The following is a 12651-nucleotide window of genomic DNA, read 5'->3' as shown; positions in this document are numbered from 1 at the left end:
AGCAACAATGAGCGTATCCATTTTCTGGTTCCTGCCGACGCATGGCGACGGCCACTATCTTGGTACCGCCGAAGGCGCGCGCCCGGTTGATCACGCCTATTTACAACAGGTGGCGCAGGCCGCTGACCGTCTCGGCTTTGGCGGGGTCCTGATCCCAACCGGCCGCTCCTGTGAAGATGCCTGGCTGGTTGCCGCTTCGCTGATCCCGGTGACGCAGCGCCTGCGTTTCCTGGTGGCGCTGCGTCCTGGCGTGATTTCACCGACTCAGGCGGCGCGTCAGGCTGCTACCCTGGATCGCCTCTCCAACGGCCGCGCGCTGTTCAATCTGGTGACCGGCGGCGATCCGGAAGAGCTGGCGGGCGATGGCGTGTTCCTGGATCACCGTGAGCGTTACGCAGAATCTGCCGAGTTCACCCGCGTCTGGCGTCGGGTACTGGAAGGTGAAACCGTCGACTACGAAGGCAAGCATGTGAAGGTTCGCGGCGCACGCCTGATGTTTAAGCCGGTGCAGCAGCCTCGCCCACCGCTCTGGTTTGGTGGCTCTTCTGAACCGGCTCAGGAACTGGCGGCCGAACAGGTCGATGTTTACCTCACCTGGGGCGAACCCCCTGCTCAGGTTCGGGAAAAGATTGAACAGGTGCGCGCGAAAGCGGCCGCGCAGGGACGTACGGTGCGGTTTGGTATCCGTCTGCATGTGATTGTGCGCGAAACCAATGAAGAAGCCTGGCAGGCCGCCGACCGGCTGATTGCCAATGTGGATGACGCCACTATCGCGAAAGCACAGGCCGCGTTCCAGCGGGCCGATTCTGTGGGTCAGCGCCGGATGGCCGCGCTGCACGGTGGTCGCCGCGACAAACTCGAAATCAGCCCGAATCTGTGGGCAGGTGTGGGTCTGGTACGCAGTGGAGCCGGAACCGCGCTGGTCGGCGATGGCCCGACCGTGGCCGCACGCATCAAAGAGTATGAAGCGCTGGGCATCGAGACCTTTATTCTGTCGGGTTATCCGCATCTGGAAGAGGCTTATCGTGTTGGCGAACTGCTGTTCCCGCATCTTGATCTGCAGGTGCCATTGGTGCCTCAGCCGCGCGTGGTTCAGGCGCATGGTGAAGCGGTAGCCAACGATTTTACCCCTGAGAAAAAAGTCGCCCGGGGCTGAGGAGAGCATGATGGCCAGAACCCGAAAACGCCTTGCTGATACGCTGGTGCCGTGGCTATTGCCGACGCTGCTTGTTGTGGTGTGGCAGATTGCTTCGCAAACCGGCTGGTTATCGAATCGTATTCTGCCCGCGCCGGAGAAAATTGTGACCACCTTCTGGCAGCTGACTGCCAGCGGTGAACTCTGGCAGCATCTGGCGATAAGCAGCTGGCGGGCGCTGATCGGCTTCAGCATTGGCGGTTCTATCGGCCTGATACTTGGGCTGATCACCGGCACCTCAAAAACCGGTGAACGCCTGCTGGATACGTCGGTGCAGATGCTGCGCAATGTGCCACATCTGGCGCTGATCCCGCTGGTAATCCTCTGGTTCGGAATCGACGAGTCCGCCAAAATCTTTCTGGTGGCGCTGGGCACGCTGTTCCCGATCTATCTGAATACCTATCACGGCATCCGCAATATCGATCGCGGGCTGGTTGAGATGGCGCGCAGCTATGGCCTCTCCGGCTGGAGTCTGTTCATCCAGGTGATCCTGCCCGGCGCACTGCCAAATATTATGGTCGGCGTGCGTTTTGCGCTCGGTCTGATGTGGCTGACGCTGATTGTTGCTGAAACCATCTCCGCCAACGCGGGCATCGGCTATCTGGCAATGAACGCGCGTGAATTCCTGCAGACCGATGTGGTGGTGGTCGCCATCATTCTTTATGCCCTGCTCGGCAAACTGGCGGATGTCGCCGCGTTGTTACTGGAACGCGTCTGGCTGCGCTGGCACCCCGCTTACCAACTGAAGGAGGAGAACGCATGAGCCAGACTCTCTCACCAGCCCGCCTTAACACCGGCACGCCGGTTGGCGTTAACGGCGTCAGCAAACAGTATGGCAGTCGTACCATTCTCAATAAGATCGACCTGCATATTCCTTCGGGTCAGTTTGTGGCGGTAGTGGGTCGCAGCGGCTGCGGCAAAAGCACTCTGTTGCGCCTGCTGGCCGGACTGGAACAAAGCTCCAGCGGTGAACTGCTGGCAGGCAATGCGCCGCTGCAGTCGGCGCGCGACGATACCCGCCTGATGTTTCAGGATGCGCGACTGCTGCCGTGGAAAAAAGTCATCGATAACGTCGGGCTGGGCCTGCGCGGACGCGAATGGCGCAGCGCGGCGATGGATGCCCTGACGGCGGTAGGACTGGCCGATCGTGCCAATGAGTGGCCGGCTGCACTTTCTGGTGGGCAGAAACAGCGTGTGGCGCTGGCCAGAGCGCTGATTCATCGGCCCGGCTTACTGCTGCTGGATGAACCACTGGGGGCGCTGGATGCCCTGACCCGCATTGAAATGCAGGGATTGATCGAGTCACTGTGGCAGCAACATCACTTTACCGTCCTGCTGGTCACGCATGATGTCAGTGAAGCGGTGGTGATGGCGGATCGCGTGTTGTTGATCGAAGAGGGTGAGATCGGTCTGGATCTACTGGTAGATTTGCCACGACCACGGCGTCGGGGATCGGCGCGGCTGGCCGAGCTGGAAGCGGAGGTGCTGGATCGGGTAATGCAGCGTACGGAACGACCGCAGCCGGTACGTTACGCGCAGCAGCGCTGAAAAAGGGAGCGTCTCAGACGCTCCCTTTTTTAGTATCAGGCGTTCAGTGCCCGGGTAATTTTTTCGTAGAGGTCGCCAGAGAGTTTATCCAGCTCCAGCAGCTGCTCCAGCGCTTGGCGCATCATCGCCTGACGGCCTTCGTCATATCGTTTCAGACGAATCAGCGGCTCCACCATTCGTGCCGCAACCTGCGGATTGCGCGTGTTCAGATCGATGAGCATCTCCACCAGGAACTTGTAGCCGCTGCCATCTTTAGCATGGAACGCGGCCGGGTTAGCCGAGGCAAAAGCCCCCACCAGCGAGCGAACGCGGTTTGGATTGCTCATAGTGAAGGAGCGATGATTCAGCAGCTGACGCACGTTGCGCATCACGTTGGCAGCCGGACTGGTTGCCTGCAGCACAAACCATTTGTCCATCACCAGACCATCCTGATGCCAGCGCTCATCGTAAGCCGCCAGCAGCGCGTCGCGGCACGGTAACTGAGCCGCCACAGCAGCGGAAAGCGCCGCCAGCGCATCGGTCATGTTGGTTGCCTGGTGATACTGCGTCTGCACCAGTTTGTCCGCCAGCTGTGCATCACTGAAGGCAAGATAGGTCAGGCAGACATTTTTCAGGCTGCGCTGACCAATCGCGTCATGCTCCACACGGTATTCAGGCTGCTGATTGGCGTTGTAGATCGCAAAGAACTCATCGGCCAGTTCGCGTGCCAGTGTGCGTTGCAGGGCGTCACGCACCAGCGCAATCGCCTGCGGATCGATAGTGTCAAACAGCTCGGCAATCTCATTTTCTGACGGCAGCGTCAGGATCAGCGCAGTCAGGGCCGGGTCACAGTCGGTATCAAGCAGCACCGCGCGGAAAGCATCGGCAACATGCAGCGGCAGCGACAGATGCTGGCCCTGCTGATAGCGGGCAACGTTCAGGCGAATATAAGTCGCCAGCAGGCTCTGAGCCGCATCCCAGCGGGAGAAGTCGTTGCGTGCATGACGCATCAGGAAGGTGAGCTGAGCATCACTCCATTTATAATCGAGCTTCACCGGGGCGGAGAATTCACGCAGCAGCGACGGCACCGGCTGGAAGTAGACATTATCGAAAATAAAGGTCTGGAACTCTTCGGTGACATTCAGCACATGATGCACCGGATGGCCGTTATTCTGCAGCGGGATCACCTTGCCTTCACCGTCATACAGCTCAATATCCAGCGGGATATGCAGCGGCAGCTTCTCTTTCTGGTCGGCAGTCGCTGGGGTGTGCTGCGTGACATGCAGCGTGTACTGCTCAAGTTCCGGATTGTAATCGTCGCGCACCGTCAGTACCGGCGTACCGGACTGGCTGTACCAGCGGCGGAACTGCGACAAATCGACATTTGAGGCATCTTCCATCGCCTGAACAAAGTCATCACAGGTGGCGGCGCTGCCGTCGTGACGGTCAAAATAGAGCTTCATGCCCTTCTGGAAATTCTCTTCACCCAGCAGGGTGTGCATCATGCGGATGACTTCTGACCCTTTTTCATACACCGTCAGGGTGTAGAAATTGTTCATCTCGATAACCTGATCCGGACGGATCGGGTGCGCCATCGGGCTGGCATCTTCGGCGAACTGCGCGCCGCGCACGATACGGACGTTATCGATGCGGTTCACCGCACGTGAACCCAGATCGGAGCTGAACTCCTGATCGCGGAACACCGTCAGTCCCTCTTTCAGGCTGAGCTGGAACCAGTCGCGGCAGGTCACGCGGTTACCGGTCCAGTTGTGGAAATATTCGTGACCGATAACCGCCTCAATGCCGAGGTAATCTTTGTCGGTCGCCGTTTCCGCTTTCGCCAGCACATATTTGGCGTTGAAGACGTTAAGACCTTTGTTCTCCATCGCCCCCATGTTGAAGAAATCCACGGCTACGATCATAAAGATGTCGAGGTCATACTCCAGGCCGAAACGCTCTTCATCCCACTTCATGCTGTTTTTCAGCGAGGTCATCGCCCAGTCGGCGCGATCGAGGTTACCGCGGTCAACGAAGATCTCCAGCGCCACATCACGTCCTGAACGGGTGGTGAAGCTGTCGCGCAGCACGTCAAAATCGCCCGCCACCAGCGCAAACAGGTAGCAGGGTTTCGGGAACGGATCTTCCCACTTCACCCAGCTGCGGCCCTGCTCATCCCGGCCGCTGTCAATGCGGTTTCCGTTGGAGAGCAGATACGGGTAACGTTCACCGTCGGCATAAATGGTGGTGGTAAAGCGCGCCAGTACATCCGGGCGATCAAGATACCAGGTAATATGACGGAAGCCTTCAGCCTCACATTGGGTGCAGAGCGCCTCGCCCGATTTGTACAGCCCTTCCAGCGCGGTGTTCTGATCCGGATGAATCACATTGATGATTTTCAGGGTGAAGCTGTCCGGCAGCTGGCTGATAACCAGTGCGCCCTCTTCTTCACGGAAGGCCGTCCAGGGTTGCCCGTCGACTTCCAGCGCAATCAGCGTTAACGCTTCGCCGTCGAGTCGCAGCTCAGCCTGGCTGTCGCCCACGCGTTTAACCTGGCTGATGGCCGTTACACGGGTCGTCGACGCATCCAGTTCAAAAGTTAAATCGATATCGGTGATGGTGTAATCGGGCGCACGGTAGTCGTGGCGATACTTGATTTGGGGCTGTTGCGTCATATTGCGTCTCGCGTTGTTATAAGTTTACCGGCAAAGTCTAAGCTTGTTACTACAAGCTTGCCACGCACAATGCACCTGAAGGGTGAAATGGCTACACTTTGTTAACAATGGCACAGATTGGCCTCGACCCGCCCGACTGAAATATGCTGTGATTGGCTTCAGATAGTGAATTATACTTTTGCGTCTTTATGACTGTGTACAACACCGGGCACTGCGCCACCGAACAGGATGCTGAAACGCGCCATGACAGGACATGCTTCCCCGATACTGACCTCCCTGCTGGATACGGACGCCTATAAGCTCCATATGCAGCAGGCCGTTTTCCACCGCTATCATGACGTAACGGTGGCGGCGGAGTTTCGCTGCCGCGGCGACGAACTGCTGGGTCTCTACGCTGACGAAATTCGTGAAGCGATTACTGCCATGCAACACCTGGCGCTGACTGATGATGAAGCGACCTGGTTATCCCACCTTCCCTTTTTCCAGCAGGATTACCTCAGCTGGTTGCGCCAGTTCCGCTATAACCCGGAGCAGGTTGAGGTGCGCAATCATCATGGCAAACTGGAACTTCGTATCCAGGGACCGTGGCGGGAGGTGATCCTGTGGGAGGTGCCGCTCCTGGCGCTGATCAGTGAGATTGTGCATCGTCATCGCACGCCGCAGGTCACCACCCAGCAGGCGATTGACCACCTGCATCAGAAACTGGGCGACTTTAAGACGCAGGTGGCTGACCTGGATATGTCGCGCTTCCGCCTGATGGATTTCGGCACCCGCCGCCGCTATTCGCAGGATGTGCAGCAGTCGATTGTCTCCACGCTGAAACAGGATTTCCCGTGGCTGATTGGTACCAGTAACTATGATCTGGCGCGCCGTCTGTCACTGACGCCGGTCGGCACGCAGGCGCATGAGTGGTTCCAGGCCTTCCAGCAGATTAGCCCGGTTCTCGCTAACAGTCAGCGTGCTGCGCTGCAGGCGTGGCTGGACGAGTATGACGATCAACTGGGTATCGCACTGACCGACTGCATCGCCATGGATGCGTTTCTGCGCGATTTCGGTCCGGTGTTTGCCCGCCGCTACCAGGGGCTGCGCCATGACTCCGGCGATCCGGTTGAATGGGGCGAGAAAGCGCTGGCTCATTATCAGAAACTGGGTATCGATCCGCAAAGTAAACACCTGGTCTTTTCTGACAACTTAAATCTCGACAAAGCACTGGCGCTTTATCGCCACTTTGGCCAGCGCACGAATGTGGTGTTCGGCATCGGTACGCGTCTCACCTGTGATATTCCAGGCGTAACGCCTCTGAACATCGTTATCAAGCTGGTGCAGTGCAACGGCAAGCCGGTAGCGAAACTTTCAGACAGCCCGGGCAAAACCATCTGCCAGGATAAAGCCTTTGTCAGAGCCCTGCGTAAAGCCTTTGATCTGCCGCTGGTGAAAAAAGCGAGTTAAACCTCTTCTTATCGGGGCGTTGATGCGCCCCGCCTCTGCTGTAATAAATCCGCTTTCCCCCTGAATTTTGCTTGTTTCCTGAAGACTCACAAGTAACATAGCAAAACCCCGGATGGGGCAACTTTTAACTCACTTCTTCTATATAGAGAGATATTTATGAGCGTAGTGCCTGTAGCGGACGTACTGCACGGTCGCGTCGCGGTTGACAGTGAAGTCACCGTACGTGGTTGGGTGCGTACCCGAAGAGATTCCAAAGCCGGTCTTTCCTTCATCGCTGTCTATGACGGCTCCTGCTTTAATCCCGTTCAGGCTGTCGTCAATAATTCTCTGAATAATTATCAGGATGAAGTGCTGCGTTTGACCACCGGCTGTTCCGTTATCGTTACCGGTAAAGTGGTGGCATCGCCAGGTCAGGGCCAGGCGTTTGAAATTCAGGCGACCAGCCTGGAAGTCGTCGGCTGGGTGGAAGATCCGGACAGCTACCCGATGGCCGCAAAACGCCACAGCATCGAGTATCTGCGCGAAGTCGCTCACCTGCGTCCGCGTACTAACCTGATTGGCGCGGTCGCCCGCGTTCGCCATACTCTGGCGCAGGCGCTGCATCGCTTCTTTCATGAAAATGGCTATTTCTGGGTTTCTACTCCGCTGATCACCGCCTCGGATACCGAAGGTGCTGGCGAGATGTTCCGTGTCTCAACGCTGGATATGGAAAACCTGCCGCGTAACGATCAGGGCAAAGTCGACTTCAGCGAAGATTTCTTTGGTAAAGAGGCCTTCCTGACCGTTTCCGGTCAGCTGAACGGCGAAACCTACGCCAGCGCCCTGTCGAAGATCTACACCTTCGGCCCGACGTTCCGCGCAGAGAACTCCAATACCAGCCGCCATCTGGCTGAATTCTGGATGCTGGAGCCGGAAATTGCGTTTGCGTCACTGGATGATGCGGCTGCACTGGCAGAAGCGATGCTGAAGTATGTGTTCAACGCGGTGCTGGAAGAGCGCGCCGATGACATGGCGTTCTTCGCTGAGCGCGTTGATAAAGACGCGGTTGAGCGCCTGCAGCGTTTCATCACCACCGATTTTGCCCAGGTAGACTATACCGATGCGGTTGAAATCCTGATGAACTGCGGTCAGACCTTTGAGAACCCGGTTTCCTGGGGTATCGATCTCTCTTCTGAACACGAGCGCTACCTGGCAGAGCAGCACTTCAAAGCGCCAGTCGTGGTGAAAAACTATCCGAAAGACATCAAAGCGTTCTATATGCGCCTGAACGAGGATGGCAAAACCGTGGCGGCGATGGATGTTCTGGCGCCAGGCATTGGTGAAATCATTGGCGGTTCACAGCGTGAAGAGCGTCTCGATGTTCTGGATGCACGTCTGGAAGAGATGGGTCTGAACAAAGAAGATTACTGGTGGTATCGCGACCTGCGTCGCTACGGTACCGTGCCACATTCCGGCTTCGGACTGGGCTTTGAACGTTTAATCGCCTATGTGACTGGTGTGCAGAATGTCAGGGACGTCATCCCCTTCCCACGCACGCCACGCAATGCAAGTTTCTAAAATTCAGCATTAAATATAAGAAATTCATATATATAAAGAGGTCGGCACTGCCGGCCTTTTTTTATTTTTGTAAATTTTGAGTTCTCTCACAAAGTTCCGTATTTTTTACATTTTGTAATACATATTTTCCTTTAGAAACCAGATTACGAGTTTAGTAGCATTTAAGCGCTAGAATTACGGCGGGTTGGATGGAAAGATGCGTGCAGACACAGGAAGACACCAAACTTCGCTCAGGGTTCTGTAAAGATTTCCTGACGGCAGTGGCAGGTGTACAAATAACTCCAATGAGGGTAATGAATAATGATGAAGCGCAATATTCTTGCAGTGGTTATCCCTGCTCTGTTAGCCGCCGGCGCAGCAAATGCTGCAGAAATCTATAATAAAGACGGCAACAAACTGGACCTGTACGGTAAAGCTGTTGGCCTGCATTACTTCTCTGATAACGATGCACCAAACAACGACGGCAATAACGGCGACAAATCTTACGTTCGTTTTGGCTTTAAGGGCGAAACTCAGATTAATGACCAGCTGACCGGTTACGGCCAGTGGGAATATAACATTCAGGCGAACAACTCTGAAGGTTCTGACGCACAAGACGGTAACAAAACCCGTCTGGGCTTTGCCGGTCTGAAATTCGGTGATGCCGGCTCAATCGACTACGGCCGTAACTACGGTGTGGTTTATGATGCAATCGGCTGGACCGATATGCTGCCAGAATTCGGTGGCGACTCAGGATATTCAGATAACTTCATGAACGGTCGTAGCACCGGTCTGCTGACTTATCGCAACACCAACTTCTTCGGCCTGGTAGATGGCTGGGACTTCGCTGTTCAGTATCAGGGCAAAAACGAACGTGACTCAATTCGTCGTTCTAACGGCGACGGCTACGGTCTGTCAACCTCTTATACCTCACCAATCGGTCTGGGTATCGTTGGTGCATATAGCAGCAGCGATCGTACTAACGCTCAGGCAGCAGGTGCACAGACTACTGTCACACCTAGCGAAGCGAATGGCGGCGGTGATGCAACAACCACTGTTACCGGTCAGGGTGCGGGTAAACGTGCTGAAAACTGGGCAACAGCTATCAAGTATGATGCTAACAACGTTTACCTGGCTGCAATGTACGGAGAGACACGTAACTCAACTCCAATTACTGCTACCGGTACTCTGGCTAACGGCAACACGTTCTCTACAACTGGCTTTGCAAACAAAGCTCAGAACATTGAATTGGTTGCACAGTATCAGTTCGACTTCGGTCTGCGTCCATCCATTGCTTACGTTCAGTCTAAAGGCAAGGATATTGAAGGCGTGGGCGATGCTGACCTGGTTAAATACATCGACGTTGGCGCGACTTACTACTTCAACAAAAACATGTCTACCTATGTGGACTATCAGATCAACCAGCTGGATGACAACAACCGTCTGGGTCTGAACACGGATGACACTGTAGCAGTAGGCCTGGTTTACCAGTTCTAATCTTGCTTCAGACTTGTTGAAAACGGGGCTACGGCCCCGTTTTTTATGCCTGTTATTTAGCTTGTCCCCATTTCTCCTCGCCCTTCTGCTCAGCGTTAACCTCAGCTTCTCTTGATAGCAAAATCAAAGCCGCAAAATAGAGGATTTTGTCTCGCAAACGGTTGGCATTTGCCTGGCCGGACGCTAACCTGAGAGCCCTCTTGCTAAAGTTCACGCTAATGGACCTGACACATGTTTGAATCGATCTCTGCTGCACCCGCCGATCCTATTCTCGGGCTGGCCGATCTGTTTCGTGCTGATGACCGCCCTGAAAAAATCAATCTGGGCATCGGCGTCTACAAAGACGAAACCGGCAAGACCCCGGTACTGACCAGTGTAAAAAAAGCTGAGCAATACCTGCTGGAAAACGAAACCACGAAAAACTATCTCAGCATTGATGGTCTGGCGGATTTCGCTCGTTGCACACAAACGCTGCTGTTCGGCAATCAAAGCCCGCTGATCACCGCAGGCCGCGCACGTACAGCTCAGACACCGGGTGGCACAGGTGCGTTACGTGTAGCAGCAGATTTCCTCGCCACGCAGACCTCGGTGAAACGGGTCTGGATCAGCAATCCAAGCTGGCCGAATCACAACAACGTGTTCAATGCTGCCGGTCTTGAAGTTTGTGAATATCATTACTATGACGCAGCAAACCATACGCTCGATTTCGAGGGTATGCTGGCGTCACTGCAGCAGGTTCAGCCTGGCGACGTGGTACTGTTCCATGGTTGCTGCCATAACCCGACCGGTATCGACCCAACGGCTGAGCAGTGGCAGCAGCTGGCGCAGCTATCACAGACTAATGGCTGGTTACCGTTGTTCGATTTCGCCTACCAGGGCTTTGCCCGTGGTCTGGATGAGGATGCCGAGGGCCTGCGTATTTTTGCCGCCTCGCATCAGGAGTTGATCGTCGCCAGCTCTTACTCCAAGAACTTCGGTCTGTATAACGAACGTGTCGGAGCCATCACCCTGGTGGCGGCGGAAGCCAGCGTGGCCGATACGGCGTTCAGCCAGGTGAAGTACACCATTCGTGCCAACTACTCCAATCCACCGGCGCATGGTGCTGCCATTGTCGCTACCATTCTCGGTAACGACACGCTGCGTACCATCTGGGAGCAGGAGCTGTCGGATATGCGTCAGCGCATTCAGCGCATGCGTCAGCTGTTTGTGAACACCCTGGCTGAAAAAGGCGCGCAGCGTGACTTCAGCTTTATCATCAGGCAGAACGGTATGTTCTCGTTCAGTGGCTTGACTAAAGACCAGGTGATTCGCCTGCGTGAAGAGTTCGGTGTCTATGCCGTTAACTCAGGCCGCGTGAATGTGGCGGGCATGACGCCAGACAACATGTCGGCGCTGTGCGAAGCGATTGTCGCCGTGCTGTAACGCAGATGACCAAACAAAAATGGGCCTGACGGCCCATTTTTTATTGCAGTAAAAATTACGGATTGTTTACTGCAGGAAAGGATTACTGATGCGTTCATGCCCCAATGTTGAAATCGGGCCGTGACCGGGAAGAAAAGTCACATCATCGCCAAGCGGCAGTAATTTTGTGCGGATAGCATCAATGAGCTGCTGATGATCGCCCTGCGGGAAGTCAGTACGCCCAACACCACCATTAAAAATCACGTCGCCTGAAATCAGCAATCGTCCCGGACGGTCAAAGAACACGACATGGCCGGGTGAATGTCCCGGACAGTGCAGAACGTCCAGCGTGGTCAGCCCGACCTGCACGCTCTCCCCCTCTTCCAGCCAGCGATCGGGAGTAAACGGTGCGCACTCGTCAAGTCCAAACATCCGGCTCTGAGTAGGCAGCGCTTCCAGCCAGAAGGCATCGCGCTTTTGCGGTCCGACAATCGGAATCTGATAAAACGCCGCCAGTTCAACAGCGGCCCCGACATGATCTAGGTGTCCATGTGTCAGCAGAATCTGAGCAGGTTTAAGTTTTAGCTGTTCCAGCGTTTGTTTGATCAGTTCGGCATCGCCGCCTGGGTCGACCAGTGCGGCTTCGCGAGTCGTGTCGCACCAGATAACTGAGCAGTTCTGGGCAAAAGCGGTAACAGGAATAATGTGGTAATTCATAACGCTCCATGACCGGCTCACGCAGCGTTGCCGGTGTCATTACCAGTGCCTGATCGGACCGGTATCAATATGTACAAAGTTACTGCGGGGATAATATCCTACACCACCCGCACGCAGAGATAACGCCGCTTTGCGTACATTCGCCAGCGAAACCCCTTCAATATGAAAATCCATCGCCTGGCCTTTGGTGTGATAGCTGTGCTTTGCTACTCCCGGACCACTCTCACGTAACATATTGTTGGTTGCCAGTGAACGATAGCCGGAAACCAGCTGGATCGGTTTACGCATGCCCAGCAGCGCCTGCAGGCGAAAAATCTGGTCAAACAGATGTGGATCGATGCTTTTCACTTTGTTGGCGCGATAGTCACGGAAAAAATGATTTAATCGTGACAGCTCATCCTTGTCGTAACTCTTACCATTAAAAAACTCAGTTTTAAGGGTTTCACCGGTGTGAAGATTATTAAGCATCAATACACGCGGGCGAGACGTTGAAAGCGAGGCCCTTGCAGAAGCTGGCAATAATGCCAGTCCGGCGGCGGCACTACCGCACAGCAGTAGTTTGCGACGAAAAGAATCAATAGTAGACATGTAACGGTTTACCTGAGAGTGAAGCCATAGAAATGTGCAAAAAGCGCACAGGCCGAACCATAACTTTCT

At 55.2% G+C, this 12651-nt stretch carries 10 protein-coding genes; 7 read left to right on the top strand and 3 right to left on the bottom strand.

From position 1 onward, the window contains the following. Positions 1 to 7: 7 nt before the first annotated feature. From ssuD to ssuB, 3 genes are read left to right on the top strand one after another with little or no spacing between them, the layout of a single operon-like run. On the top strand, positions 8 to 1156 hold the full coding sequence (gene ssuD / locus AC6I8E_RS06420; RefSeq protein WP_013357338.1) for an FMNH2-dependent alkanesulfonate monooxygenase: 1149 nt from the start codon (positions 8 to 10) through the stop codon (positions 1154 to 1156). Positions 1157 to 1166: 10 nt separating this feature from the next. Further along, positions 1167 to 1958 carry an aliphatic sulfonate ABC transporter permease SsuC gene (gene ssuC / locus AC6I8E_RS06415; RefSeq protein ID WP_013357337.1) on the top strand — a complete coding sequence of 264 codons (792 nt, stop codon included), beginning with the start codon at positions 1167 to 1169 and terminating at the stop codon, positions 1956 to 1958. Then, the gene (gene ssuB, locus AC6I8E_RS06410; RefSeq protein WP_013357336.1) at positions 1955 to 2743 is read left to right on the top strand and encodes an aliphatic sulfonates ABC transporter ATP-binding protein; all 789 of its coding nucleotides are present in this window, start codon (positions 1955 to 1957) and stop codon (positions 2741 to 2743) included. The genes ssuC and ssuB overlap by 4 nt, the downstream gene beginning before the upstream one ends. A gap of 35 nt (positions 2744 to 2778) precedes the next feature. Here ssuB and pepN read toward each other — a convergent pair whose 3' ends face one another. Continuing rightward, positions 2779 to 5394: an aminopeptidase N gene (pepN, locus tag AC6I8E_RS06405; RefSeq protein WP_013357335.1), complete on the bottom strand. Its 2616-nt coding sequence runs from the start codon at positions 5392 to 5394 to the stop codon at positions 2779 to 2781. Positions 5395 to 5637: 243 nt separating this feature from the next. Between pepN and pncB the strand changes: the two genes are divergently transcribed. The 4 genes from pncB to AC6I8E_RS06385 all read left to right on the top strand — a co-directional run bounded on the left by pncB (position 5638) and on the right by AC6I8E_RS06385 (position 11298). After that, the gene (pncB, locus tag AC6I8E_RS06400) at positions 5638 to 6843 is read left to right on the top strand and encodes a nicotinate phosphoribosyltransferase (protein WP_033782533.1); all 1206 of its coding nucleotides are present in this window, start codon (positions 5638 to 5640) and stop codon (positions 6841 to 6843) included. A gap of 156 nt (positions 6844 to 6999) precedes the next feature. Further along, entirely contained in the window at positions 7000 to 8400 is a 1401-nt protein-coding gene (asnS, locus tag AC6I8E_RS06395; protein WP_013357333.1) for an asparagine--tRNA ligase, read from the top strand. Positions 8401 to 8700: 300 nt separating this feature from the next. Continuing rightward, on the top strand, positions 8701 to 9876 hold the full coding sequence (ompC, locus tag AC6I8E_RS06390) for a porin OmpC (protein ID WP_278496937.1): 1176 nt from the start codon (positions 8701 to 8703) through the stop codon (positions 9874 to 9876). A gap of 231 nt (positions 9877 to 10107) precedes the next feature. Continuing rightward, positions 10108 to 11298 carry an amino acid aminotransferase gene (locus AC6I8E_RS06385; RefSeq protein WP_497824554.1) on the top strand — a complete coding sequence of 397 codons (1191 nt, stop codon included), beginning with the start codon at positions 10108 to 10110 and terminating at the stop codon, positions 11296 to 11298. A 66-nt stretch (positions 11299 to 11364) separates the two neighbouring features. Here AC6I8E_RS06385 and AC6I8E_RS06380 read toward each other — a convergent pair whose 3' ends face one another. Together AC6I8E_RS06380 and mepK are read right to left on the bottom strand one after the other, a co-directional pair. Then, complete coding sequence (locus AC6I8E_RS06380; protein ID WP_013357330.1) at positions 11365 to 11994, bottom strand: MBL fold metallo-hydrolase; 630 nt, start codon at positions 11992 to 11994, stop codon at positions 11365 to 11367. 39 nt (positions 11995 to 12033) lie between these two features. Continuing rightward, the gene (gene mepK / locus AC6I8E_RS06375) at positions 12034 to 12582 is read right to left on the bottom strand and encodes a peptidoglycan L,D-endopeptidase MepK (RefSeq protein ID WP_010254972.1); all 549 of its coding nucleotides are present in this window, start codon (positions 12580 to 12582) and stop codon (positions 12034 to 12036) included. Positions 12583 to 12651: the final 69 nt, after the last annotated feature.

It is taken from the genome of Pantoea sp. X-Soil-YNGN-785 (assembly GCF_059730585.1).
The sequence above is the reverse complement of the archived record's forward strand: the minus strand, read 5'-3'. Positions and strand labels throughout refer to the sequence as shown.

Bases quoted from the DNA above. Each gene is read 5' to 3' on its own strand.
- ssuD (WP_013357338.1), top strand. From the start codon at position 8: ATGAGCGTATCCATTTTCTGGTTCCTGCCGACGCATGGCGACGGCCAC.
- ssuC (WP_013357337.1), top strand. From the start codon at position 1,167: ATGGCCAGAACCCGAAAACGCCTTGCTGATACGCTGGTGCCGTGGCTA.
- ssuB (WP_013357336.1), top strand. From the start codon at position 1,955: ATGAGCCAGACTCTCTCACCAGCCCGCCTTAACACCGGCACGCCGGTT.
- pepN (WP_013357335.1), bottom strand. From the start codon at position 5,394: ATGACGCAACAGCCCCAAATCAAGTATCGCCACGACTACCGTGCGCCC.
- pncB (WP_033782533.1), top strand. From the start codon at position 5,638: ATGACAGGACATGCTTCCCCGATACTGACCTCCCTGCTGGATACGGAC.
- asnS (WP_013357333.1), top strand. From the start codon at position 7,000: ATGAGCGTAGTGCCTGTAGCGGACGTACTGCACGGTCGCGTCGCGGTT.
- ompC (WP_278496937.1), top strand. From the start codon at position 8,701: ATGATGAAGCGCAATATTCTTGCAGTGGTTATCCCTGCTCTGTTAGCC.
- AC6I8E_RS06385 (WP_497824554.1), top strand. From the start codon at position 10,108: ATGTTTGAATCGATCTCTGCTGCACCCGCCGATCCTATTCTCGGGCTG.
- AC6I8E_RS06380 (WP_013357330.1), bottom strand. From the start codon at position 11,994: ATGAATTACCACATTATTCCTGTTACCGCTTTTGCCCAGAACTGCTCA.
- mepK (WP_010254972.1), bottom strand. From the start codon at position 12,582: ATGTCTACTATTGATTCTTTTCGTCGCAAACTACTGCTGTGCGGTAGT.